Source organism: Pseudomonas sp. S3(2024) (assembly GCF_036861315.1).
Classification (GTDB): domain Bacteria; phylum Pseudomonadota; class Gammaproteobacteria; order Pseudomonadales; family Pseudomonadaceae; genus Aquipseudomonas; species Aquipseudomonas putida_A.
The window spans coordinates 72402-97717 of record NZ_JAZAQQ010000003.1 but is presented as its reverse complement, the minus strand read 5'-3'; the positions used below and the strand labels follow the sequence as shown (position 1 = coordinate 97717).

Annotated in this window: 21 protein-coding genes; 6 read left to right on the top strand and 15 right to left on the bottom strand. The window is 61.4% G+C overall.

Going from position 1 to position 25316, the window contains the following annotated elements; translation table 11 throughout:
- Window positions 1-54: 54 nt before the first annotated feature.
- Genes VLA07_RS09655 through hflK (VLA07_RS09640) form a run of 4 tightly spaced genes read right to left on the bottom strand, consistent with a single transcriptional unit; the run spans window position 55 to window position 6024 of the window.
- Window positions 55-1962, bottom strand: a complete 1908-nt coding sequence (locus VLA07_RS09655; protein ID WP_333989130.1) for a heavy metal translocating P-type ATPase — start codon at window positions 1960-1962, stop codon at window positions 55-57.
- The gene (gene hflK / locus VLA07_RS09650; protein ID WP_333989128.1) at window positions 1959-3020 is read right to left on the bottom strand and encodes a protease modulator HflK; all 1062 of its coding nucleotides are present in this window, start codon (window positions 3018-3020) and stop codon (window positions 1959-1961) included. Before hflK (VLA07_RS09650) ends, VLA07_RS09655 begins: the two co-directional genes overlap by 4 nt.
- A complete protein-coding gene (gene hflC / locus VLA07_RS09645) occupies window positions 3017-4063 on the bottom strand; it encodes a protease modulator HflC (protein WP_333989127.1) in 1047 nt (348 codons plus the stop codon). The genes hflK (VLA07_RS09650) and hflC overlap by 4 nt, the downstream gene beginning before the upstream one ends.
- Window positions 4060-6024 carry a protease modulator HflK gene (gene hflK, locus VLA07_RS09640; protein WP_333989288.1) on the bottom strand — a complete coding sequence of 655 codons (1965 nt, stop codon included), beginning with the start codon at window positions 6022-6024 and terminating at the stop codon, window positions 4060-4062. The genes hflC and hflK (VLA07_RS09640) overlap by 4 nt, the downstream gene beginning before the upstream one ends.
- A 210-nt stretch (window positions 6025-6234) precedes the next feature.
- Here hflK (VLA07_RS09640) and lpdA point away from each other — a divergent pair, with 210 nt between their 5' ends.
- Window positions 6235-7635 (top strand): dihydrolipoyl dehydrogenase, encoded by a 1401-nt coding sequence (lpdA, locus tag VLA07_RS09635; RefSeq protein WP_333989126.1) that lies wholly within the window; start codon window positions 6235-6237, stop codon window positions 7633-7635.
- A gap of 110 nt (window positions 7636-7745) precedes the next feature.
- Here lpdA and VLA07_RS09630 read toward each other — a convergent pair whose 3' ends face one another.
- Window positions 7746-8219 (bottom strand): Lrp/AsnC family transcriptional regulator, encoded by a 474-nt coding sequence (locus VLA07_RS09630; protein WP_141126007.1) that lies wholly within the window; start codon window positions 8217-8219, stop codon window positions 7746-7748.
- A gap of 144 nt (window positions 8220-8363) precedes the next feature.
- Between VLA07_RS09630 and VLA07_RS09625 the strand changes: the two genes are divergently transcribed.
- Window positions 8364-8993: a LysE family translocator gene (locus VLA07_RS09625; RefSeq protein ID WP_097090246.1), complete on the top strand. Its 630-nt coding sequence runs from the start codon at window positions 8364-8366 to the stop codon at window positions 8991-8993.
- On the opposite strand, the gene VLA07_RS09620 is transcribed toward VLA07_RS09625, so the two are convergent.
- Genes VLA07_RS09620 through VLA07_RS09595 form a run of 6 tightly spaced genes read right to left on the bottom strand, consistent with a single transcriptional unit; the run spans window position 8990 to window position 17171 of the window.
- The gene (locus tag VLA07_RS09620) at window positions 8990-11122 is read right to left on the bottom strand and encodes a hypothetical protein (RefSeq protein WP_333989125.1); all 2133 of its coding nucleotides are present in this window, start codon (window positions 11120-11122) and stop codon (window positions 8990-8992) included. The two genes, VLA07_RS09625 and VLA07_RS09620, sit on opposite strands and share 4 nt — an antisense overlap.
- Window positions 11109-12302 carry a DUF3142 domain-containing protein gene (locus VLA07_RS09615; RefSeq protein WP_333989124.1) on the bottom strand — a complete coding sequence of 398 codons (1194 nt, stop codon included), beginning with the start codon at window positions 12300-12302 and terminating at the stop codon, window positions 11109-11111. The genes VLA07_RS09620 and VLA07_RS09615 overlap by 14 nt, the downstream gene beginning before the upstream one ends.
- Before the next feature lie 48 nt (window positions 12303-12350).
- Window positions 12351-13169, bottom strand: a complete 819-nt coding sequence (locus tag VLA07_RS09610) for a class I SAM-dependent methyltransferase (RefSeq protein WP_333989123.1) — start codon at window positions 13167-13169, stop codon at window positions 12351-12353.
- The gene (locus VLA07_RS09605; protein ID WP_333989122.1) at window positions 13163-14317 is read right to left on the bottom strand and encodes an acyltransferase family protein; all 1155 of its coding nucleotides are present in this window, start codon (window positions 14315-14317) and stop codon (window positions 13163-13165) included. The genes VLA07_RS09610 and VLA07_RS09605 overlap by 7 nt, the downstream gene beginning before the upstream one ends.
- Window positions 14314-15618 carry a glycosyltransferase gene (locus VLA07_RS09600; RefSeq protein ID WP_139055051.1) on the bottom strand — a complete coding sequence of 435 codons (1305 nt, stop codon included), beginning with the start codon at window positions 15616-15618 and terminating at the stop codon, window positions 14314-14316. Before VLA07_RS09600 ends, VLA07_RS09605 begins: the two co-directional genes overlap by 4 nt.
- Complete coding sequence (locus VLA07_RS09595) at window positions 15612-17171, bottom strand: glycosyltransferase (protein ID WP_333989120.1); 1560 nt, start codon at window positions 17169-17171, stop codon at window positions 15612-15614. The genes VLA07_RS09600 and VLA07_RS09595 overlap by 7 nt, the downstream gene beginning before the upstream one ends.
- Between VLA07_RS09595 and VLA07_RS09590 the strand changes: the two genes are divergently transcribed.
- The 4 genes from VLA07_RS09590 to VLA07_RS09575 all read left to right on the top strand — a co-directional run bounded on the left by VLA07_RS09590 (window position 17170) and on the right by VLA07_RS09575 (window position 19641).
- Complete coding sequence (locus VLA07_RS09590; protein ID WP_247267128.1) at window positions 17170-17313, top strand: hypothetical protein; 144 nt, start codon at window positions 17170-17172, stop codon at window positions 17311-17313. The two genes, VLA07_RS09595 and VLA07_RS09590, sit on opposite strands and share 2 nt — an antisense overlap.
- A 284-nt stretch (window positions 17314-17597) precedes the next feature.
- The gene (locus VLA07_RS09585) at window positions 17598-17933 is read left to right on the top strand and encodes a hypothetical protein (protein WP_333989119.1); all 336 of its coding nucleotides are present in this window, start codon (window positions 17598-17600) and stop codon (window positions 17931-17933) included.
- On the top strand, window positions 17933-18196 hold the full coding sequence (locus VLA07_RS09580; protein WP_442969539.1) for a hypothetical protein: 264 nt from the start codon (window positions 17933-17935) through the stop codon (window positions 18194-18196). Before VLA07_RS09585 ends, VLA07_RS09580 begins: the two co-directional genes overlap by 1 nt.
- A complete protein-coding gene (locus VLA07_RS09575) occupies window positions 18193-19641 on the top strand; it encodes a glycosyltransferase family 4 protein (RefSeq protein WP_333989118.1) in 1449 nt (482 codons plus the stop codon). Before VLA07_RS09580 ends, VLA07_RS09575 begins: the two co-directional genes overlap by 4 nt.
- Window positions 19642-19660: 19 nt before the next feature.
- Here the strand turns inward: VLA07_RS09575 and VLA07_RS09570 are convergent, their stop codons facing one another.
- From VLA07_RS09570 to glmS, 4 genes are all read right to left on the bottom strand, one after another.
- Window positions 19661-21691: a pyridoxamine 5'-phosphate oxidase family protein gene (locus VLA07_RS09570; protein WP_333989117.1), complete on the bottom strand. Its 2031-nt coding sequence runs from the start codon at window positions 21689-21691 to the stop codon at window positions 19661-19663.
- Window positions 21692-21750: 59 nt separating this feature from the next.
- Window positions 21751-22377: a glutathione S-transferase family protein gene (locus VLA07_RS09565; RefSeq protein ID WP_333989116.1), complete on the bottom strand. Its 627-nt coding sequence runs from the start codon at window positions 22375-22377 to the stop codon at window positions 21751-21753.
- 102 nt (window positions 22378-22479) lie between these two features.
- Complete coding sequence (locus VLA07_RS09560) at window positions 22480-23406, bottom strand: LysR family transcriptional regulator (protein WP_333989114.1); 927 nt, start codon at window positions 23404-23406, stop codon at window positions 22480-22482.
- Between the two features lie 75 nt (window positions 23407-23481).
- Entirely contained in the window at window positions 23482-25314 is a 1833-nt protein-coding gene (gene glmS / locus VLA07_RS09555; RefSeq protein ID WP_333989113.1) for a glutamine--fructose-6-phosphate transaminase (isomerizing), read from the bottom strand.
- Window positions 25315-25316: the final 2 nt, after the last annotated feature.

Sequence of the window (25316 nt, the reverse complement as noted above, 5' to 3'; positions counted from 1 at the left end):
GCGCCCTCTCCATAGATGACTGCCTATTCGGCGCACAGTTCGCTGAAACTCACTTCAGTGATCATCCTTGAGCTTGAGCAATGGCTCCTGAAACCGCAGCAGCCGTCCGGCATTGCCCAACACCAGCAGCGTGCTGAGGTTGTGCAGCAGCGCGGCGATCATCGCTCCGGCCGCGCCGAGCCAGCCGAATGCCGCAAACACCACGATCGCCAGGGTCCAGCCCAGACCGATGATCACGTTGACCTGCAAGGTTCGACGGCACTGACGACTCAACCGCACACAGGTGCCCAGACGGCGCAGATCGCTGCCGATCAACACGATATCCGCCGAGGCCAGCGCGATGTCGGCACCGCCGGCGCCCATCGCCACACCCACCACCCCGGCCTTGAGCGCCAGCGAATCATTGATGCCGTCACCCACCACCATCGGCCGGAAACCGTTGTCGATTTCCTTGAGCACGCGGTTGAGCTTGTCCTCAGGCAGCGCCTGCGCTTCCACCTCTGGCAGGCCGACCTCGCGGGCCAGGGTCTGCGCAACACTCTGGCGGTCGCCGGTCAACAGCAACTGGCGACCCAGCCCCAGTTCGCGCAATTCAGCGAGGGCAAAGCGCGCTTCCGGTTTGACGCTGTCGGCCAGCAACAGCCAGGCGACAAATTCGCCGTTCAGTGCCAATCCGGCAATCGGCCCGTCGTGCTCGGGAACGATGGTAGTGACGATGCCCAGTTGCGCGAACAGTTCGGGACGCCCCAGCGCCGCCTCGCCCTGCGCGGTCATGGCGACCACCCCAAGACCCTGACGCTCGTGAATATCTGTTAGCGGCAGGCTCTGCTCTTGACTCACCAGCCCCGCCAACGCCCGGCTGACAGGATGACTGCTGGCCGCACCGAGACTGGCGGCCAGCGCCATCACCGAGGCCTGATCCAGACGCGGGCTGCTGATCGATTGCAAACGCAAGGTGCCGTAAGTCAGCGTGCCAGTCTTGTCGACCACCAGTGATGTGAGGTCTGCCAACTCCTCAAGGAACGCCGAGCTGCGAATCAGAATGCCGTGGCGCGCCGCCACCGCAACCCCGGCAATCGCTGTGGCCGGTGCCGACAGCACCAAGGCGCAAGGACATGCGGCTACCAGCACCGCGAGCATCGCTTGCGCGTCATGGGTGACAAACCACGTCACCGCCGCCAACAGCAATACCAGCACCATGTAGCTGCCAGCATAGCGTTCAAGCAGACGGGTGATCGGCGGCTTCGAACGCTCGGCGTTCTGCATCAGCGCGATGACTTTGCCCAGCGTCGATTGATCACCGGTGCGGGTCACCTCAATGCGCAGCAAGCCATCGAGGTTGATCGCGCCGCCAAACACCGTCATGCCCACTGCCGTTTCCACTGGCACCGACTCGCCGGTAATCGACGCCGTGTCGAGGCTGGCTTGGCCGAACAACACCCGACCATCCGCGGGCACACGATCCCCGGCGCGCACCTCGACCGTGTCACCGGGTTGGAGGGTGCCGTTGTCGACTTCAATGATCAAGCCGTCCGCTTGAATCTTGCGGGCGTGGCTGCGGGTCAATTGGCCGAGGGCGTGGATCGCTTCCTGCGAACCGATCACGCTGCGCTCTTCCAGCACGTGGCCGAAGATCATGATGATCGGCAGCAACGCGGCGGTCAGCAGATCGCCAGTCGCCCACGCACCGAGCATCGCCAAAGCAATCAGTTGATCGGTGATGCCGTGCAGGCTCGGATAACGCAAGCTGTACCAAGCAGAGCGCATCACCGGCACCGCTACTAATAAGGAGGCGAAACCCAGCAGCAACTGACTGACACCGGTTTGCTCCGGCACCATCCAGCGCCAGATCAAACCGAGGCCGAGCAAGCCCAAGGCGAGCATTGCCAAAGTCAATTGGCGCGCAGCGCGGCGCTGTTCGGCCGAGGACAACAGGCTCGGTGCAGCGGTGGTCGCAGTCATTTACTGGCTCCCTGAATGATCAGGCGGGAATCGTCTTTCGGATCGACCGTGGTCACCGAACCGGCCTGACCAAGAATTTTCGGCATGCGTTCGCGGTACAGCCGCAGGAGCATCTGCGGGTCGGTGCCTTGTTGTTGCGCCTTGGCCAGGCTCATGACCGTGGCAGTGTCGGCAGAGGCTTTGGCCAAGCGTTCGCCTGCCTGTGCATGGGCCACTTGCAGCGTGCGGTCGGCTTGCTCGTTCGCAGTCTGGGTGAGTTTTTCCGCCTCGGTGCGTGCATTGGCGACGGCTTTGTCGGCTTGCTGACTGGCGGTCAATACCGCATTGAAGGCGCTGACGGCCGGATCCGGCAGACTCGACTGCACGTCGACCCGCGCCACTTCGATGCCGATGCCCTGCCCACTCGCCTTCAACTCAGCCAGACGCTGGTTGATGCCTTGCACCAGATCACCGCGCAGACGCTCGCGTCGTTCGGCGGCCTGATTATCGGCACCGATCAACTCGGGCCGAGCGACCAGAATCGTATCCAGATCCCGAGCAGCGGTCAGGGCCACAGCGCTGCGGGTGACCAGCCGATCCAGTGCTGGCAGCACATGATCACCCTGCAGCACGAAGTCATAGGGATCGCTGACTTTGTAAAACACCCGCACATCCAGTTGCACCACGCCGGCGTCGCCGGTCAGTAAATAGCCGGAACCGGCCAGTGCATCGCTCAGTGGCGTGGCGAAGGTTGCTACACGATCAGCCTTGATCGCCTCACTGCTGCGCAGCAGGTTTTCCACTCGGCGCTCGATGACCCGATCCGCTGCCGGCAGCAAAACCACCTGCTCGAACGGCTGCGGCCAAGCCAGCAACAGCCCGGCATTCTGGACGCGGTGCAGTGCGCCAAAGTGCAAGACAACCGCGCGATTTTGCGGATCAATCTGCCGCACATTGGAAAACGCCCACGCCAACGCAGCCAATACCGTCACCACATATAAGGCGAAAAACGCCAGACGTCCGGCCTGAATCCACGGACTGCTCAACGAATGTGTTCCACGTGGAACTTCATCACTCATGGCTGCGATCCGGATTTGTTTTCGACATTCGGCGGGCCGTCTACCAGAACGCGGAATGGCGCGGCGTCGGTACGGAGGATCAGCTTGGTGTCCGGCGTCACGATAGTGCCGAGGGTGTCGAGCGAGCGCAGCAGGTTGTACAGCTGCGGTGAGCCAGCGTACGCACGACCATAGATTTGTGCGGCTTCGACCCGCGATTGTGCTTCGATTTCTGCGGCTTTCACCGTGGCATCGGCCTGGACCATTCGCGCATCACGCTCGGCGGCCGAGCGAATTTGCGCGGCTTCTCGCTTGCCGATGGCGGTGCGTTCGGTGGCGATTGTTTCACGCTCGGCGCGCATCCGATCGACCGTGGCCGTGAGCGTCACCGAAGGTAAGGTCAGGCGTTCGATGCCCACTTGCACCACGCGCACGCCGTAGGTGGCCAGCAACTGCTGGTCGATCTGCTGACGCAATTGCGCTTCGAAATCGGCGATACGCACTTTGCTGGCATCGGTATTCACCAGATCCGCCAGGTCGAAACTGCTGGCGGTGGTTTCCAGCGCCGAACCGACAAAGGTGCGAATCTGCCGCGCCGCTTCGTCCGGCTGGTTCTGCACCGCGCGCATGAAACGCTGCACGTTGTCCGGATCGCCCTGCACCTGCCACGCCACGTAGGCCTGAACGATGATGCGCAAACCGTCGCGGGTGCCGACATCCTGCAAACCACTCGAGGTGGTACGCAGGCGCAGATCCACCGGGATCGCCGCTTCGAACGGCGCCGGCCAGCGCCAGCTCAAACCCGGCTCAAGCAGCACCCGCGACGGATTACCGAAACGGGTGATGACGGTGGCCTCGCCCGAGCGCACCTGAACCAGGCTTGCCGCCGCGATGGCAAACCCCACCAGCAACAGCGCCCAGCCCATGCGCCGCCACGGGAGCGGCCCCGCCTCTTCCGGCGCTCCGTGGTGATGGTGATGATGCCCATGATGATGGTGATGCCCGGCGTGGCCATGATCGTGGCCGCTGTGGTCATGGGAATCGTGAGAGTGCGACTGGCTCAAGGGGCAACTCCTGGTTGAGCGGTGGTGCGCGCAGGCGTCGGATCAGCCGGCAGCGTAAACGTACGCAGATCGATGGTCGGCGCATTGCTGCTGCCGCCTAAACGGTGGTCGAGTACCAACAATTTGGCCTTGTTCAGACCCATGCTGAGCTGATTCAGATATTGCTCAAGCACGAACGCCTGGCCAGCGCTGGAATAGGCTTTCTGCTCAGCCTTGAATTTCAGATCCGCCGCCTGCGCGGTGGCGTTGATTTCACGGGCGCTGGCACTCGCCTGATCGCGGGCCAGGCTGGCCTGCAACTGCGCCTGATTACTGGCTTCTGCCGCAGCGCCGCGTTCACGGGAGATCAACGCCTGCGCGCCGATCTGTGCTGCTTGCACGCTGTGATAAGCATTAGCCGCACCGGCTGGCGGGTGAATCGCTTCGACCACGGTGGCGAGAATCTCCACACCGCTGTCGAGTTTCTGTAGATCACCTTGCACTGCGCGGCCGATTTCTTCGCCCAGCCCTACCCGGTCAGCGCCGAGCAAACCGTCGAGGGTGCGCGAGGCAAAATCGTGCACCAGAATCCGGCTCGCGGTGCTGCGAATCAGCGTCGGCACATCAGCGTTGTTGTAAGTGGCGGCCAAGGCATCCTGATCACGCAGACCAATGCGATAAACGAAGCGCACGTCCATGTTGACGATCTGAAAGCTCTGCTGATCGCCACGGCTGCTGGCGATCACCTGGGATTTGTCATTGACGTGGCTGGCATCCCACAAGCGGTTGGCGGCCATCGGCGCCGGGCCTTCGGCAGGCTCAGCCTGGGTCGGGGCAGGAGCATCGCCGACGCTGGTCGCCAACTCATGCACCACGCCATTCTCGACGTTCAATACACGGCCCAATGGCCACGGCAGACCGGCGTGCAATCCCGGACCGAACACTTGCACCGGCTTGCCGAAGCGCTCGTAGATACCGCGCCCTTGCAGCGGGATTTCGTGGACTCCGGTCAGCAGCCAACCGACCGCAGCAACCAGCGCCAAAACTGGCAGAAAGGCCCGGCGCATATAGCTGAACGCCCAGATCTGGCGCAGATCAATGCCGAACCGGTTGTGCAATTCGTGCTGCAAGGCGAGCAACGGCTGCGGTGGCCAGCGCAGCATATCGGCAACAAAACTGCGCGCCAGCAGGGTCGGTTCGAGCTGCTCGCGTCGGGGGCTGAACACCGACAGTACTGCGCGCAATAGCAACTCGATCGCGACGAATGCCGGCAAGATCCCGATCAACACCGCAAGCCGTACTGGCCACATCGACGCCTCGCTGGCGAACAGCAGGCACAACGCGCCCAGCACCAGGCTGATGATCGCCACCCGCGCCAGTTGCGCGAGAGACCCGGCTTCCGGCCATTGCGCCGGACTCTCCTGAGCCAGTTGCCGCTCCAGCACCAGCAGGCCGAAACCCAGCAGCAACATCAGCGCCGCGCCCACCGTGGCCGACAACCCGACCGCAGCGGCAGGCAATGCCAGATTCCACACCTGCCCGATGGCGAGCACAATCAGCACTGACCAGCCGCCCAGCCACAACGTGGCCGCACCAATCTGACCGAGCAGGTGCAGACCACGCTGACTCAATCGCTCCAGCAGCCGTTCGTACCAGCCATCTGGCGCTACTGGCTCCAGCTCCTCGGTCAGCGCCACCGATACCTGCGGGTCAATCACCCCTGCACGCCATTGCGTCACCCACCACGCCGACTGCAAGCCGGCGACCAACACCAGCAAAGCCGCGCCCAAATTCACCAACAAGGCCGGCCATATCGATTGCGCGGCAAACAGTTCGACAAACAGCGCCAGCAGCCACCCTGCCCCGGCCAATCCGCCGAGACCGATGGCCAGACGACGCAAACGTCGCCCCTGCGTGGACGCTTGTTGAAAGCGCGGCAACCCGGTCACTTGCGTGCCATCGACATCCAGATCGACTTGCATATCACCCCAAAGCCATTGATTCACCGGTCTTATCGTTACGATATAACGAAAAGCGTGAAATATTCGTACACAAATTCGCTTATCTAAAGATGCGCAACCTGTCGCTTGCCTGAAGCCTTGACCGAAATGTCCGGAAACGCACATATTACGTTCGTAATTTTATCGACCGACTACTTTTAGCGATCCGCATCCCCAACGAGGAGCAACAGCATGAGCAACTACGACGTGGTCATTCTGGGCGGCGGCCCCGGTGGTTATAACGCAGCGATCCGCGCCGGCCAGCTGGGCCTGAAGGCAGCCTGCGTGGAAGGCCGCGCCACCCTCGGCGGCACCTGCCTGAACGTCGGTTGCATGCCGTCGAAGGCCTTGCTGCATGCTTCGGAGCTGTACGACGCGGCCATGGGTGCGGAATTCGCCAACCTCGGCATCGAGGTCAAACCCACGCTCAACCTCGCGCAAATGATGAAACAGAAAGACGAAAGCGTGAGCGGCCTGACCAAAGGCATCGAGTTTCTGTTTCGCAAGAACAAGGTCGACTGGATCAAGGGCTGGGGCCACATCGATGGCCCGGGCAAAGTCAGCGTGACCGACGATCAAGGCAACAAGACCGAATTGAGCGCCAAGGACATCATCATCGCCACCGGCTCCGAACCCACGCCCCTGCCCGGCGTCGAGATCGACAATCAACGCATCCTCGACTCCACCGGCGCGCTGTCGCTGAGAGAAGTGCCCAAGCATCTGGTGGTGATTGGCGCGGGGGTGATCGGCCTGGAACTGGGCTCGGTCTGGCGGCGTCTCGGCGCCCAGGTGACCGTGGTCGAATACCTCGACCGCATCTGCCCGGGTGTTGATGGCGAGGCCGGCAAAACCCTGCAGCGTTCGCTGAGCAAGCAAGGCATCAGCTTCAAATTGAGTTCGAAGGTCACCAGCGCCACCCCCTCGGCCAACGGTGTGCAGCTCAGCGTCGAACCCGCCGCCGGTGGCAACGCTGAATTGCTCGAAGCCGATTACGTGCTGGTCGCGATCGGCCGGCGCCCGTACACCAAAGGCCTGGGCCTGGAGAACGTCGGCCTGAGCACCGACAAGCGCGGCATGCTCGCCAACCGCCAGCACCGTACCGAGGCAACCGGCGTATGGGTGATCGGTGACGTGACATCCGGGCCGATGCTCGCACACAAGGCCGAAGACGAAGCGATGGCCTGCGTGGAACAGATCGTCGGCAAGGCCGGCGAGGTCAATTACGGGCTGATCCCCAATGTCATCTACACCCGGCCCGAGCTGGCCAGCGTCGGCAAGACCGAGGAGCAGCTCAAGGCTGAAGGGCGCACCTATAAAGTCGGTAAATTCCCGTTCACCGCCAACAGCCGGGCCAAGATCAACCATGAGACCGAAGGCTTCGCCAAAGTCCTCGCCGACGAACGCACGGACGAGATCCTCGGCGTGCACCTGGTCGGCCCGTGCGTCAGTGAAATGATCAGTGAATACTGCGTGGCCATGGAGTTCAGCGCCTCGGCCGAAGACATTGCGCTGACCTGCCATCCGCACCCGACCCGCTCCGAGGCGCTGCGTCAGGCGGCGATGAATGTCGAGGGGATGGCGACGCAGATGTAGTCAGCAAAGGTTTGGGTGACCGGACGACCGCTATCGCGAGCAGGCTCACTCCTACAGGGGGATGCGCCCAAATGTAGGAGTGAGCCTGCTCGCGATCAAGACGACTCGGTCTACAGCGGCAGATGCCCCAACGGCAACGCCCCCGGGGTCTTCACCGTGTGAATTGCAAAATTGCTGCGAATGTCGCTCACCCCCGGCAGCTTCAGCAGGCAGCCGCTGAGAAAACGGTCATACGCGCGCAGATCCGGCACCACCACCTGCAACAGAAAGTCCGACTCCCCCGACACCAGAAACGCCGAGATCACTTCCGGCAGCGCCGTGACCGCTGTGTAAAAGGCTTCGGCCTGCTCATCGTTGTGGCGCTCGACCTTGACTCCGACAAACACTGTCAGCCCCAGTCCCACTTCATCGCGATCGAGGTTGGCCTGGTAGCCACGAATCACCCCGGCCTCCTCCAGCATCCGCACCCGGCGCAAGCAAGGTGACGCCGACAGGCCGATCTCGTCCGCCAGCTCGACATTGCTCAGCCGTCCGTTGCGCTGCAAGGCAGCGAGAATCTTGCGATCAAAAGCGTCGAGTTTCATGTTTGGCAGATCCTGCTGGTCAAGGCACAAAAAGAAAGCAGGTTATGCCAATCGCAAGGGTTTTTGAAGCTGACTTCGCAAGCACCTGCCCCGCCCTTGCGCCATAGACTTTGCTCACCGAATCGATAACGAAAGGGCTGCGACATGACGAGTTTCTGGCTGTTTTTTCTGGCATTGGCGGTGGTCTTCCTGTTGCCCGGCCCGGACATGATTCTGTTGCTGCAAACCGGTGCCCGCCAGGGTCGCGGTGCGGCGCTGGCAACCGCCGTTGGCCTGGCGATCGCCCGGGGCTGTCACGTGGCATTGGCGGCATTGGGTCTGGCGGCGCTGTTCAAGGCGGCGCCGTGGACGTTTGATCTGGTGCGCCTGGCCGGTGCGGCGTACCTGCTGTGGATCGGCATTCAATGCCTGCGCAGCAGCCTGCTGCCGAACCTGAATACGGCTGCCGTAACTGACACCCAAGGACAATGGCGCGAGGCGATTCGCCGTGGCCTGCTGACCAATCTGCTCAATCCCAAGGCCTTGCTGTTCTGCTCGGTGCTGTTGCCACAATTCATCGTCAATGACGGCGCAGCAGTGCTGACCCAGTTTGCCACCCTCGGCGCGTTGCTGGTGGGCATCGGGCTGCTGTTCGACAGTGCCTATGCCCTGACCGGCGCGGCGCTGGGCCGTTGGCTGCAACACAGTCCAACCGCCCAACGCGTTCAGCAATGGCTGTTCGGCAGCCTGCTGATCGGCTTCGCCGTACGCCTGACGTTTATCCAGCAGGCCTAGGGTTTGCGGGACTTGCGCCGACGACTGAACAACACCAGCACGCCAGCACTGATTAACAGCAGGACACCGACCACCGGCCACTTGTACGGACGCAACGAATTGCGCACAGCGTCGGTCACCTGGGTGACGTAACGCTTGTCGGCGTTTTCGAAATCCGGATAGGGGCACTGATTACCGAAGTCCACCGCCCACGGCACGTACGGGCCTTCATTGACGTAGCGTCGATACAGCGCGCTCTGCTCTTCCAGGCTGCTGTTGAAACCCGCAGCGTTACACAACACCGCCGCAAACGCCTGACTGGTGTGCGGCAAATTATCGGCGGCCCGGCTGGCCAGCGCGGTGGCGACAAAACGGTAGTGATAACGCTCATCCGGCTGCGCTTCACTGGCCTTCTGGCGCTGGACTTCAGCCTCGGCCACCAGCGGCCCGACTTTCAGCTCGGTGTTTTCCAGGCTGTAGTTGCCGCCAAACGTGGCGTAGTCCGGCGCCATCTCGTAACCGAGAATGTCCATGCCCCATTCACGCGCGGTCCACGCCGCGTTGTACAAGGCGCTGGCGCGTTTGGTCGGCCACCACGCAGCGTCAGCCTTCATCCTTTGCTCGCCGTACAGACGGGCCTTGTGCTGCAGATCGGGATTGTCGAAATAGCCGACCGCTTCCTCGTAATGCCCTTCACGCAACAAGCGTCGCCCCAGCAGATTGCGCAGGCTGGCGGCGACCGGCAGCGGCACGTAATTGTCGCGCTGTTGCTGGGTCAGCGCGGGTGGTGCCGGCACGTTGTCATCGACATAGCGCTTGAGTTCATCGACCGTCAGCACGCGCTCGGCCACTGTCGCTGCGTCGAACCAATAGATGCTGTTGCTGCGATACAGCTGCACGAACGCTTGCAGGTATTCGCCACGTTGCAGCGCCAGAATCGCACTTTCGCCCTCGACCCGGCATTTCGGCTGGACGGTTTCGAAGTCCCAGTCAGGGGTGCGCCGGTAACCCCAATCTTCGCTCTGCGGGAACGCCTGCGCAGCTTTGGCATAGGCGGCAGCTGCGGCATTTTTATCGCCGTCACGCACCGCCAGTTTGGCCCGCAGCCACCACGCCAGTCCGCCGTCACCGGCGTTTTCAAGGAAGGCTTTGGCGCTGGCGTAATCACCTTGTTGATAGTTCATGGCCGCCAGTCGATCGGCGTTTTCCAGGCTGCCACGGGTGCTGTCCTGCAGCAGCTTGATGAGTTTCTTCTCATTCGGCGGTTGCTCGTCGAATGACCAGCCCATGCGGCTGATCAACGAAGCGGTGACCAGTTGCTGCACGGCTTTGCGCTCCAGCAGCTTGGCCAGTTGCGGCTCAGGCAGTTCGGCCAGCTCATTCATCAGTTGTTTCAGCGAGGTGTAACCCACGGCCGAACCGTGCAGGTTCTGCGCTTCATACAGTTCGATGGCGCCGTTCCAGTCGCCGGCGTTGCGCAGCACCCGTGCCTCTTCACCGAGGCTGGCCACACCGAGTTCCAGCGGATCACTGAAGCCATCGATGCTCAGTTGTCGAGCCTGACGGAAGGCTGCGCGTGCGTCCTCCAGCACTTCGATGACATTGCCCGCCTCGGCACTCGTGGCAAACCAGGCACGGCCCAGGGAATAAGCCGCCCAGGTGCTGCGCAGCGGACGATGATCGGCCGGCAGTGCCAGCACTTTGTTGAAATATTCGATCGCCAGCGGATGATCGCCAGTGGCGAACGCCACCGCGCCGGCCACGTACAAACGGATTTCCGCCGGCAGACTGGCGCCCTGCGCCTCGACCTGACGCGCATCGCTCAGGCCACGCAGTTGCTTGACCAGCGCCTGTTGCTCGGCGCTCAGACCGACCTGCTCGGCTTTTTCGCGCAGCGCAGCAGGCTCGCTTGCGTCGCCGTACATGTCGTCGGGATTGTGCGTCGCCGCTGTGACATTCTTCAGCCCGGCAATGGTTTTGCCGAGGCGGCTGATCTCGAAGTTGAAGTTGCCCTCCGGCAAATCGGCCAGGGTTTGCCCGCGATTGTCGAGCAGGCGCATCGGGAAGTCCGGGCCGCAGGCCAACGCCGAACCCAGCGGCAGGCTGAGGCTCAGGCAGAGCAGATGGCGGGGCCAGTTACGGGTCAACATGCGAACCTCCTTGATCAATAAATGCACAGCGCGCCCAACCGATGGCGCGTTGTCCACCCGCCGGCAAACGACCGTCGCGCAGGCGGGTGAAGGTAAGCAGATCCGCGCTCTGTTGCAACGAATAACCGGCGAGCGCATCGGCGCCTTCGCAAGCGCTGGCCTTGACGATGATCCGTGCGGGCCAGGCACTGTCGAGGTTTCCGACATTGCGCAGGGCGATGTCCTGCAGGCCATCGTGGTCGCTGAACGCCAGACCGAGTTGGCTGCTCAACGCATCGCCGCGGGCCACGGCGCGCAACGTGGTCAGGCTCCAGGCGCGGCGATCATTGGCCAGCGGCAGGCGAAACCAGATCAGCCCGGCCAGATGTTCCGGCGGGTCCTCGCGCAGCGCTTTTGCAAGTCGGCTCAGTTGCAACGGATCGGCGAGCAGTTCCCGGCGTTGCCCTTCACGTTCGATCGGTACTTCGCTTTCCACCACCGGGGCACCGTCGGCATCCGGCAGCAGCGCCACGCCATAGGCCGGCAACGCCAGATAGAACGGTTTGCTGCTGATTTTGCCCCAGGCGCTGGCCCAGCGCCGAGCCTGCTCGGGGTCGAACAAGCCGCGTCGCGGATCGCTGACGGCGTGCACCTGCAGCACGCTGCTGTCGACTGTGGCCAACAACGCCGGCAGCTGTGAACTGCCGAACCACGCCGGCAGCGCGGTGATGCTCAGCGGCAACGATGCGGGCAACGCGGAATGCAGATGTGTGAGGAACTCGGTGTATTCCGGCAGACGCGCATTACCCGCGTCATGATCGATCTCGACGCCACTCAGGGTCAGCCCCTGCGCCTGCCAGTCGGCGACAACCTGAAGAATCTGCGCCGTGACCTGCGACTGATCCAGACTTTTGAGCTGACCGTCGAGACGAATCACCGCGATCAGAGGCCGGCCATCGTGCTTGAGCAACGGCGCATCGATCCGCGCCCGATGCCAGCCGTCATTGGGGAATGCCTGCAAGGCCAACACGCGCAGGGTCGAAAAGTCGCTGCGGCTGTCTTTCAGCGCGAGCTCATGGGCGGACGTCCATTGCCGTTGCCAGACGTAGAGTTGCTGATCGAGTGGCGCTGCGTGCTGTCGTTCACAAGCACAGAGCAACAACACCGCCAGCATGGCCGACAACCCGACGATAACGCGCATACCTTGCAGATCCCTGAGACATCAGGCTGCAAGGTTACACAAAAGCACTCAAGCCTTGCGGGCAATGATCACCTGACTCTTCGCCACCACCGCATCCAGCGCCTGCTTGATCTGCGCACCACGGGGCGAATCGAGCACCGCTTGCCAGGTATTGGCCCAATGCTCGAGCAACGGGTGATCGGGGTTACTGAATTCGACCTTGGCTTCCCAGAACAACAGCATCCACATCGACCAGTAAAAGCCGTACTGACTGTGGCTGATGATCTCCAGCCCGGCGTCACTGACCATCGCCTTGAACTGCTCTTCACTGATGATGCGAATGTGGTTGGGTTTCTGGAAATAATCCGGCGAGGCAATGTCTTTCTGCAAATCTTCCGAGCTGGGATGCGGCACGCTCAGCAGGTACAGCGCTCCCGGCTTGCCGACCCGTACCAGTTCGGCGAGAAATTGCGCCGGATCGTCGACATGCTCGATGACTTCGGTGGAGACCACGCGGGTGGCGGTGGCATCGGCAATCGGCAGCGGGTTGCAGTCGGTCACGTGGCATTCGACGCTGCGTGCCGGGGTATCGCTCAGACGCTGGCGGGTGGCCTCGACTTTGGCCGCGTCGATGTCGGCAATGATGATCTTCGCCCCGCGCATGCCGCAGAAATGCACATTACCGCCGTCGCCACAGCCGACATCGAGCAACGTGTCATCGGCGCTCACCCGAAAGCCTGTGAACAGCTCGTCGGTCTCCTGATTGAACCAGCCACTGAGCTTTGCGTCGTACAGGCCGAGCATGTACGGATCAACCTTGTCGGCGGCAGATGGCACAGCAACCGGTGCGGGAGACGTTGCCGTGAGTTTCTTCAAAAGGCTCAGCATGAGGTAGCTCCAGAGGATGGGACGGCGGTTCGCGACGTACCGAGGCGGCGCACCAGCGCGGCGCCGCGATTGCGCATCGGCATTTCGATGAATCGGTAATTCAATTCGCTGAGCAGCGCGATCAGACCGCCGGCGATCAGCACCGTGAGAATCGGGTGCCCGGCCGGACTGGGCAGCCCCGCGTCCTGCAAGCGGAAGATCAATTCACGGACCAGCAGATAGGCCGGAATATGGATCAGGTAGATGCCGTAGGAACGGCTGCCGATCCACGCCATCAGCCGTTGCAACCTTCCGCGCGGCAGCAGGTAATCGCGGTTGTACGAGGCAATCCACACCAGCAGCGCGCTGAGCATGGCGATCGAGCCGATGCGGTAAGAGGCGAACGTGAAGCGGTCGGTGGCCATGTAACTCAGCAGCAACGCCAGCACAATCAGTACCGAAACGCCGGCCCACGGCCGCCGCAGGAACCTCGGTTCCCAATGGGAATAACCCGGCTGCGCGCTCCACATCGCCAGCAATACGCCGAGGGCCAGGGCATCGGTGCGCACCACCATCAGCAAGGGGGTGCGCAACGTGAACAGTTGCACCGCGACCAGCGCCAGCAATACCCAGCCCAGATGTCGGCGACACACGACAATCAGCAGCGGGAACAGCAAGTAGAACTGCTCCTCCAGCGCCAGGCTCCAGTAGACGAAACTGCTGCCGTATTCGTACTGAAAGAAACTGTCGGCAAAACGGAAATTGGCGTACTGCAACACCCCGGCCAGTGTCGCCTGCAGGTTGGCGTGCAGCGTGCCGAACGCACCTGAGCGATTGAGCAAGACACAGGCCAGCAACATCAGCGCCAGCCACAGCCAGGCCGAGGGCAACAAACGAAAGGCCCGGCGCAGCCAGAAATTGCGTGTCTGCTCCCAGCACTGCCGACGGCTCGTGCAGCCTTGCAGCACGGGGATCAGGCTGCGGGCGATGACAAATCCGGAGATCGCAAAAAACAGGTCAACGCCCCACCAGGACTGCGCCCAATGGTGGACTGTTTGCAGCAGCGGCACGGTGTCGGTGAACAGGCTGCCCTGCAGGTGATGAAACAGCACACCGAGCACCGCGATCGCGCGCAGTACCTCGATGTCCATGATCCGCTTGTTGTTCATGCCCCGCGCATCTCGGGGTCTGAGGCGAACCGGCGTTCGAACAACTGCCCCAGAAACACCTGCAACCGCTGCTCGGCCACTGCCTGACTGCAGAAATCCTGCAGGCTGCTCACCGCCTGAGCGGCCATCTGTGCATAACGTTGCGGATCGTCTTTGGCGACCGCATAGCTGGCGCGATAGGCCGTGCACAACGACGTCCAGTTAGTCACATAACGCAGGGTGCGGAAGGCCTTGCGCGGGTCATGCGGCCAGGCCGTGAGCTCGTCGGTGGAGTCGATCAGAAAGGCGTTGTCGGCACTCAGGTAATCGATCATTGCCGTCGTACGCGGCGCCACCGCCGGTTTGCCGCAGGACATGAATTCCATCAACGGCAGGCACTGGCCCTCGCCGTAGGACGTGTTGACCACATAGCGGGTCGCCTGCACCAGGCGCTCATAATCGGCGTCCGCGAGGTAGCCGTAGATCAGCACGATCCGGCAGCGGTAGGACTGATTCTTGTACAGGTGGTGGAGGATGTCGCTCAGCGCTTCTTCGGCATCGTGGTGCGTCAGTTTCAGCACGAGCGTTGCGTCCTCGACCTCGCGGAACGTCACGCAGAATGCACTGAGCATGTCCTCCCAGTTCTTGCGCCCATCGCCGGGATTGAACACTGAGGTGTAGACCACGCCGTCGAGCAGCAACTCCTGCTCCCTGACCGGCGCATGAAAATCGAGTCCCTTGCCCGTGCGCAAAGGCCGGGGGGCGAATGCGTTCAAGTCAAGTTTGCGACTGTCGGCCACCAATCCCTTGATCTTCAACCGTACCGGTCCATTCGGTGGCTGGCCCTGCAACGGCGCACCGCGGGCGGCAAAGCGATCCCATACCGGCGCAGGCACCGCGACGATCGGGTAATCGCTGTCCATTGCCTCGCGCACCGCGTTAACGGTGTAGCTGGAATGGGTGATCGCCGCTCCGCAAGCCTGCAGCACCGTGCGCCAGTCGTTGCGCGGCTCACCGGCAAACGGCTCATTGGGGATGGTGCTGAACTCCCACGCAAACACCGGCAAAGTCGGACACATCAGGTGTACCGGCGTGCGATGGGGCGGCGAGAACGACAGGAAGACGCACGGCTCGCCACTGGCCCGGCATTCCTCGTAAAGCGCGTCGACTTCGGTCAGCGGATCGGCCACTTCCACCACGCGTCCGAGACGCTCGAGTACCGGGCGATATTCCTTGAGCACGAAGTAATAGCTGTACTCCGAGCGCCCCAGATTCTGTGCAATGGTGTGCTGGTTGGTTTCCGAATGAATGATGATCAGCATGAGGCGTTTTCCGTCACTGACGCAGCATTGGCGGGATGCGGTGCAAGCCCGAAAAATTCCGCCATGCGCGTTTGCACGGGGGCAAAAGCGCAGTAGTCATGCATGCGCTCGACCGCTGCCGCCGACATCTGCCGGTACCGCTCCGGCTGGTCTTTGGCCATGCGGTAGCTGTCCTCGTAGGCTTGTTTCAGTGAAGCCCAATCCGGGCGGTGGCGCAGGGTGCGGTAAATCAGCCGCGAGTCCTGCGGCCAGATGGCGGGTTCTTCGCTGGACTTGATCACGAAGGCGACGCTGTCGTCGATGTAGTCTTCCATGGCCGTGTGGTCCGGAGCGATTACCGGTTTGCCACTGGACATGAACTCCATCAATGGCAGACACAGGCCCTCACAGCGCGAGGCGTTGACGTAGTAACTGGCAGCGGCATAAAGCCGGGTGTACTGGGCGTCATCCAGATAACCGTGCAACACCACCACCCTGCAGGCAAAGGGTGAGAGCTGCGCCAACAGGGTCATTAATTCGCTGTAGTAAGACGCGAGGTCGTTCTGGGTGATTTTCAATACCAACGTGGCATCGGCCGTTTCCCGAAACGCCCAGCAAAACGCGGTGATCAGTTGATGCCAGTTCTTGCGGCCATCTTTGGGGTTGAATACGGTGACGTAGACCACACCGTCGACCGTGGTGTCGACCACCGACGTGGTGTCCGGCAGATCCAGCGGCGGCGGTTCGACCACTGCCACCGCCTGTGGACCGGCGATACTCGGCAGCTGTCGCTCCAGCCAGGCATGCGCCCTGCGTGAGAAAAGATCACGCAGTCCCTCCCAATACCAGTGATGCAGAAACTTCACCCGCGGCTGTTGCTGTTCGCGGCCTGCATCCAGGCGCCACTGGCGCAGGTAGTGCCGGGCGATGACCAGGCGCCGTTTGAAGGTCAGCGGAGGAGGTCGCTGTGCCTCGATCGCGGCCAGTTGCTCGGCGGTCAGTGGTTTGGGCAGCAGGTCATCGGCTGAGAGCGCCAGCGTACGGCTGTCGAAAATGCAGCCCTTGATCGCCAGCGGCGTGCCTGGATTGACCGGCGCCGGAACTTGCTGCTGACGAATCGCCGCAAAGTTCTCCCACAACGGTGTCGGCAACACCAGTACCGGAAAGTCCTCGCCCAGCGCCCGGCGAATCGCCCGGGCAGTATGGCTGGACAGAGTAATCACCCGCCCTTGTCGGGCCAGCATCTGCGTCCAGTCGTGGCGCGGATCGTTGTCCCAGATCTCGTCCGGGATCGAATCGAACTCCCAGGCAACCACACACAGGGTCGGACACTCGAGATCGGTCGGCGTATTTTGCGGCGGGGTGAAGGAGAGAAACAGGCTGTCTTCGCCCGCCTCGCGCAATTGGCGAAAGAGCGGATCAACCTCGGCGATGGCGGACACCACATGCACCCGCCCAAGGCTTTCCAGCACTGGGCGATAAGCCTTGAGCACGAAGTAGTAACTGTATTCGGGACGCCCGAGACTCTGGCTGATGGAACGGTCGTTGACGTCCGAGTAAAGAATGAAGTTCATGGCATCCCACGATGAAGCCGCCATCCCGGCTGCTTCAATCCATGACGGCGAAGCGCTGAATCGTGGTCGGCATGCCGACACTCGTCCTGCATCTTCCAGCCCGTCTTTGTTCTTGTTTTTAGTGGTCGGTTTTACCTTGTGACGCGGCAATCCTGGTGAACCTGGAAAATCGCGACGAAGCGCATTCTAAACACATCCGACGAACGTTCGTGAACCTCCGGAACAGAATAAATGTGTCTACGCTGATGAGAACTGACCGGTCACGGTTTGGATTGTTGAAATTACTTTGCAATTGGCACAGATTGGTAACAAACAACTACAACAACTATTTCGCCTGTCGTCTTGTCGATTTTTTCCTACGATCTGACAGACCTTCCCTTAAAGCCTGCAGGAAGTGGCGAAAGTTAAAGACCAAGGGGTCGCTGTTTGAAAAATCGTCTGTTCGTCACGGATTTTCATGGATCCGCGGGACAACATATCCGGACACCCCCGCTGGGAGTTGACGCGGATTGGGAGCTGCTGAACGCGGCTTCGACATACCACCGCATGACACCGGACAGTCTTGCCCTGCCGCAGCCACAAGACAGAGGCGCAACCGTCGCCATTGGCGCGATTCCACCAGTAGCCGTTTTCAAATTCACGTTCCCCGGCGTATCCGTCGTTCAGGCCTACAAGCCTCTCATCGCTGACTTACGAAAAACCGTCGCGCAACTCCCGCCCGCACCTGTTGTGAATGCGAGCGACATGGTGGAGGGCGTCTGATGGGGCATGTGCGTGTGACAGGCCTGGGCAAGGTCTACAAGCAATACCCCTCGCGCTGGAGCCATCTGGGCGAATGGTTGGTCCCGTATGCTTCGCGGCGTCACTACCAACATTGGGCGCTGCAAGACATCACCTTCAATATCGCTCCCGGTGACGCAGTAGGCATCACCGGTATCGAAGACTTCGTCGATTGCTCGTGGCTGAGTGCCAAGACATCGATTACCCGCAGCGCCGAATTGGCGAATACGGAGCGCGCTCTATGACCCGATTAATGGTGGAATGTACCCATGTATTCAACCACCCGAAACTCAATTCGGGGATTCAGCGGGTGGTGCGAAACGTCATCAATCAGTTGCCTCCGAATGCCCAAGGCTTCGAGTGCATTCCGGTAGTGCTGCTCAACGGCAAACTTTACCAGGTTCTTCATCTTGCCCCCTTCACCACACCGGTGTTGAATACTCTCGCTGCATTCGGTGATCGGCTGGAGCGCCTGTCGCATCGTTTCTGGCAATGGCAGCAAAGACTCGGCGCCAAGTGCACCTCGCAATTGGCGAAAAAACTGGTTTATTTTTCTTATCGTTTGACCGCCTTCGGCACATTCGGCGTTTCCTTGCGGGTTTTCAGAAAAGTAAGCCGCTTCCAACTGCTGAAACGTTGTGCACCGCTGCACCATCAGCCAGGCGATCAGCTGGTGTTGCTCGACTCCTCTTGGCATTCAGATATTTTTCCTCACGTCGAACAACTCAAACATGAGGGTGTCGGTGTAATCGCGGTGATCTACGATCTGATCCCTGTGACTCATCCGCACTTCTACGAGGCGCGCCCAGCGCAGGTATTCAGTGAGTGGTTCGACTGGATCGTCCGCACCGCTGATGGCTATATCGCGATTTCTGCCACCGTGCGTGACGAAGTACGGTCAGAAGTGCAACGCCGGATCGGGAAAGTACAAACCGAAAAACGTTGGTTCGATTACTTTTACCTGGGGGCGGAGCTGGATCTGCACAGCGAGAACGTAATCGTTGACCCTTGCCTGCAACGAATTTTTAACTCCCCTGAGCCTGTGTTTCTGATGGTCAGTACCATCGAGCCGCGCAAGAATCATGCTTACTTGTTGGATGCTTTCGACCGCGCATGGGCAAGTGGCTCGAATGCAAAACTGTGCATCGCAGGACATGTAGGCTGGAAGTCTGACGAACTATCCAATCGAATACGCAATCATCCAGAGTTGAATCAGCGTCTGTTCATGTTCAACAACCTGAGTGACACCAGCCTTGAATATGCCTACGCGCATGCCAGCTCCCTGGTGTTTCCTTCTTTCGTGGAAGGTTTCGGTCTGCCACTTGTAGAGGCAATGAAACGCGGGCTGCCGGTCATGGGGAGTGATATTGCAGTGTTCCGTGAAATCGGGCGCGATTTCATGGCCTACTTTGATTTGAATAATCCTCAAAGCCTGGCTGACCTGATCGACAAATTCGAACGCAGCGGAAAATTCCCGGCAACTCGCAATGTCGGCGAATGGAGTTGGATCGGCTGGCGCGAGGCGAGTTTGCAATTGGTCGAACACAGCGCAAGAAATGTCAGGACAGCAATGGCGCGAGATGTCGAGAGTTTTGAGGACACGAGTGAACCCGTACGTACAACCACCTCAAAGCCCGAAACCACAAGGTTACGCACACCTACGTCAATCAGTTCATCGCCCCATTGGTGAACCCGTTACATCACGAAGCTTAAAGATCCAGCACCAGCAATTGCTCACTCTGCGCCGGCACCGCGCAGCAAATCAGCACCTGCCCCGCTTCCGGCAGGTCTGCCGGGGGCTGTGGATAATTCACCGCGCCACTGACCAGACGTGTCTTGCAGGTGCCGCACGAACCTCCCCGGCAACTGAACTCGGGGCGCAGGCCACGGCTTTCTGCGAGCTCCAGCAGACTGCCGCCGTCCGGCTGCCAGCGCGCCTCTTTGGCAGAACGCTCGAACATCACCGGCACTGACGTGATGGCGGCCGGTGGTTGCTCGATGACCGCCGCATCCGGGTCCGGCTGGCGCTTGAGCGTCGACGGGCCGAAGGTCTCGGCATGGATCCGCGCGTCGCGAATGTCCAGCTCGCGCAGACTGTCGTAGACACTTTGGGTAAAAGCGCCGGGCCCACAGACAGCAAAATCGATCTGGTCGTAATCCTCGACCTCCAGCAGATCACGCAGCAGTGCCCGATCAATGCGCCCATGGCGGTCGAAATCTTCGCCTTCATGCACGTCGGCCTCCGGCTGACTGAGCAGGCGAACCACCCGTACCGCATCGCCAGCACTTTCCAGCAAGCGATCGAGTTCCTGGCGAAATGGCTGATCGGCCAGGCTACGCGAACTCTGCAGCAACCACGTCGGCCGAATCCGCCGGGTGCGCAGACCTTGGTACACCACCTCACGCAGCATCGACAGCAACGGCGTGATACCAACCCCCGCCGCCAGCAGCACCAGCGGCCGGTGTTCCAGCGGTGCCACGGTAAAGTGCCCCTGTGGTGCCCGAGCCTCAAGGACATCGCCGACCCGGATCTGCTGGTGCAAATGGCCTGAGATCAAGCCCTCGCGTTTCACACTGATGCGCAGGAAATCATCCGATGGCGCACTCGACAGGCTGTAGGTGCGAATATGCGTTTCACCGCCCAGAGTGAAGCGCAGCGGCAGATGCTGGCCGGCCTGAAACACCGGCATCCCTGCGCCATCGTCCGGTTGCAGATAAATCGAGCGGATGTGCTGGCTCTCCCTTTCGATGCGGGTCACCCGCAGCGGCCGCCAGCGGTCACCCAGCGCTTTGGCCTGCAAGCGTGCATCGGCCTGGGCCCAGGTGCCGGTCAGCAGACTGGTGGGCGACATGCCGTCGAAGCGCCAGCGCAGGGCCAGTGCCGCCGGGCGCCGCACCAGTCTCTCTACCTCGAATGTCCAGAGGCGCTCGGCGCCCTGGAACGCTTCGATCTGCGGCCCGTCGAGGATGATTTCGGTCCGCCCGCTCAGTTGCAGCACATCGCCTGTGGAAAAGTCGATGAACAGCAGGCCAGCCTTGGGATTGAGCAGCAGATTGCCGAGCGTGTTGAAGTGCAGATTGCCGGCAAAATCCGGGATGGTCAGGCGATTACCTTCAACCCGGACAAACCCGGCCTGCCCGCCACGATGGGAAACATCCACCGCACGTTGTCCGTCCACATCGACGTAACTGGCGACAAAGAAGGTATCGGCGCCTTCGATCATGGCTCTGGCTGCGTCATCAAGACCGTCGTCGTGCTGCGCTGGCCGCGTCTGCGGATCGCTCAGCGGCACGCGCTGGAACTGGCGCAGTTGAATGTATTGCGGACAGTTGCCGAAAGCCTGATCCACGCTCACCTCAAAACCCTGCACGGTCAGATTGTCGACATGACCGTTGAGGCGATTGCGGCGGCGGGTATGCAACTCAATGCCGAGCAACCCGATCGGCTCGCCATTGCGCAATTGCGCCGGATCATCAGCAGCGGGTTGGCTGGCGAAATGCAGATGCTCGGGATCAGGCGAATGAGCAAACCCCGGCGCGCCTTCGAGCACGCTGGCCCATGGACGCCCGTCGGTATCGACCGCGCCGTACAGCATGAACGGTAACTGCTCATAAAAGGCGCGGTGCTGATCCGGCATCCAGTCACGAATCACTTTTCGGCCGAAGGCCTCCATGCGCTCGGCAACGCCGACATGGGCCTGCAGTTGTTGCTCGCCAGCGTGCCACGGTGAACGTTCCATCACGCATCTCCCCGCGCCGCCGGCGCATTGTGGATAACTCGATCAGATCAGGCTGAACCTCAGGCAGTCTTTTGCAGACCGGCGACCGTGCGCGGCATGCCGACAAAACCGGGCAAGGCTTCGACACGCGCCAGCCAGGCACGCACGTTGGCGTAGTCGTCCAGCGACACGTTGCCTTCCGGCGCATGGGCGATATAACTGTAGGCGGACACGTCAGCGATGGTCGGCTCGCTGCCGGCCAGGTAAGTGGTCTTGCCCAGTTCCACCTCCATTACTTTGAGCAGGTTGTGCGCACGGGTAATCGCTTCTTCAGCATTCAACTGTGCGCCAAACACCGTCACCAATCGTGCAGCAGCAGGTCCGAAAGCAATCGGCCCTGCAGCGGCCGACAACCAGCGCTGCACCTGCGCCGCGCCGACCGGATCGGTCGGCAGCCAGCGGCCATTGCCGTACTTGAGCGCCAGATACACCAGAATCGCGTTGGAGTCGGCCAGCACCACACCGCTGTCGTCAATCGCCGGCACCTGGCCAAAACTGTTGATTGCCAGATACGGCGCCTGCTTGTGCTCGCCCTTGGCCAGATCGACCAGGATCAATTCGGTCGGCAACTGCAGCAGGGACAGCATCAGCTCTACCCGATGGGCGTGGCCGGAACGTGGAAAGTTGTAGAGTTTGATCGCTTGCATGGTCGACTCCGCTGGAGAGGGCGCCGTTCGGGATGGCAGCGCCGATGGAGGCCATCTTCCACCCTTCTTCAAATCAACAGAATCACCAGCAATCGCAATCAATTATTTCACTGCATGAAATAACGCCGCGTTCTGCAGCGCCGGATGTTCTCGCAGCACCTTCACCGCGTGGTCGACAAAACTGCGCACCCGCGCTGGCGCTTTGCGCCCGCCCTGATACACCACATGGATCGGCAGTGGCGGCAGTTCAAATTCGGCGAGGACGATTTCCAGCTCACCGGTCGCGATTTTGCTGGCGACCTGATAAGACAGCACCCGGGTCAGCCCCAACCCCAGGCAGGCCGCAGTAATCGCCGCCTGGTTGGCGGTGACCACCAGCCTTGGTTCAGGCCGCACGCTGATCGCTTCGCCCTGATCCACAAACGGCCAGTTGCGCAACTGGCCGATGGCTGAGGTTGCCACCACTGGCGCGCCGGCCAGCGCCTGCGGATGCGCGGGACGGCCGTGTCGAGCCAGATAGGCCGGCGAACCACAGATCACCCGCCGCACTTCGCCGACCCGGATTGCATGCTGATTGCTGTCCGGCAACTCACCAATGCGCACCGCGACATCGATGCCCTCCTCGACCATGCTCACCACCCGATCGACCAACAGCGCATTAATCGAAACATCTGGATACTGCGTCAGATAACTGGTCATCAGGGGCGTGACAAACAACTCACCGAACAACACCGGCGCGGTCACCGTCAATTGCCCACGCGGCTGGGCATGACTGCCCGCCGCCGAATCCTCGGCTTCCTGCACCTCGGCGAGAATTCTCCGACAGTCTTCCAGATAACGCTGACCCGCTTCGCTCAGATGCACACTGCGTGTGGTACGGATCAGCAACTGCGTGCCGATACGCTGCTCCAGCGCTGCAACCGCGCGAGTGACACTGGCGGCGGACAAGCCAAGACGCCGCGCCGCTGCCGAGAAGCCCTGCTCCTGGGCCACGGTGGCGAAGATCTGCATTTCCTGGAAACGGTCCATGGATGTCCTCGATTCAGATACAAAAATCGCAGCCAAGGCTGCGATTTTTGCGGGTCAATGTCAGCTGTGGATAACTTATTCCACCGTCACCGACTTCGCCAGATTGCGCGGCTGGTCGACGTCGGTGCCCTTGAGCACGGCGACGTAGTACGACAGCAACTGCAGAGGGATGGTGTAGAGGATCGGCGAAAGAATGTCGTGGATGTGCGGCATCTGCACCACATGGGTGCCTTCGCCGTTGGTCATCCCGGCTTTCTCGTCAGCGAATACGATCAGTTCACCACCACGGGCGCGGACTTCCTGCAGGTTGGACTTGAGCTTCTCCAGCAGTTCGTTGTTTGGCGCCACGGTAACCACCGGCATGTCGTTATCCACAAGCGCCAGAGGGCCGTGCTTCAGTTCCCCAGCCGGATAGGCTTCGGCGTGGATGTAGGAGATTTCCTTGAGTTTCAAGGCGCCCTCCATTGCGACCGGGAACTGCGCGCCACGGCCGAGGAACAGGGTGTGGTTCTTCTCGGCGAACAGCTCGGCGATTTTTTCCACGGTGCTGTCCATCGCCAGCGCTTCGCCGAGACGGGTCGGCAGGCGACGCAACTCTTCCACCAGCGTGGCTTCAACGCCTTTGCCGAGGGTGCCGCGTACCTGACCCAGCGACAGGGTCAGCAGCAACAGGCCGACCAGTTGCGTGGTGAACGCCTTGGTCGAGGCTACGCCGATTTCGCGACCGGCCTGGGTCAGCAGCGTCAGGTCGGATTCACGCACCAGCGAGCTGATGCCGACGTTGCAGATCGCCAGGCTGGCGAGGAAGCCCAGCTCTTTGGCGTTGCGCAGCGCGGCCAGGGTGTCGGCGGTTTCGCCGGACTGCGAGATGGTGACGAACAGGGTGTCCGGCTGCACCACCACCTTGCGGTAGCGGAACTCACTGGCGACTTCGACCTGGCACGGAATACCGGCCAGTTCTTCGAGCCAGTAACGCGCGACCATACCGGCGTGGTAGCTGGTACCGCAGGCGACAATCTGCACATTGCGCACTTTGGCGAACAGTTCGGCAGCCTGTGGACCGAAGGCCTGCGCCAGCACTTGATTGTTGCTCAGACGACCTTCGAGGGTACGCTGCACCACGACCGGCTGTTCGTGGATTTCCTTGAGCATGTAATGACGGAACTCGCCCTTGTCGGCGGCTTCGGCACCATCGCTGTACTGCACGGTCTGGCGCTCGACGGCGTTGCCGTTGACGTCCCAGATCTGCACGTTATCGCGGCGAATTTCGGCGATATCGCCCTCTTCCAGGTACATGAAGCGGTCAGTGACCTGACGCAGGGCCAATTGGTCGGACGCGAGGAAGTTCTCACCCAGGCCCAGACCGATCACCAACGGGCTGCCACTGCGTGCGGCAACCAGACGATCCGGCTGTTGTGCGTTGATCACCGCCAGACCGTAGGCGCCGTGCAGTTCCTTGACGGTGGCTTTGAGCGCGACGGTCAGGTCAGGCTGATCCTTGAGTTTGTGGCTCAGCAGGTGCGCGATGACTTCGGTGTCGGTGTCCGAAGTGAACACGTAACCCAGCGCTTTCAGTTGCTCACGCAGGGCTTCGTGGTTCTCGATGATGCCGTTGTGCACCACAGCGATATCACCGGAGAAATGCGGGTGCGCGTTACGCTCGCACGGTGCACCGTGGGTCGCCCAACGGGTGTGGGCGATACCGAGACGACCGACCAGCGGCCGCGCGGCCAGCGCCGCTTCCAGTTCGCTGACCTTGCCCGGACGGCGCATGCGCTCGAGCTTTTCGTCGTTGGTGAAAACTGCCACACCGGCGCTGTCATAGCCGCGGTATTCAAGGCGCTTGAGGCCTTCAAGCAGGATGGCGGTGATATTACGTTCAGCTACTGCGCCGACAATTCCACACATGC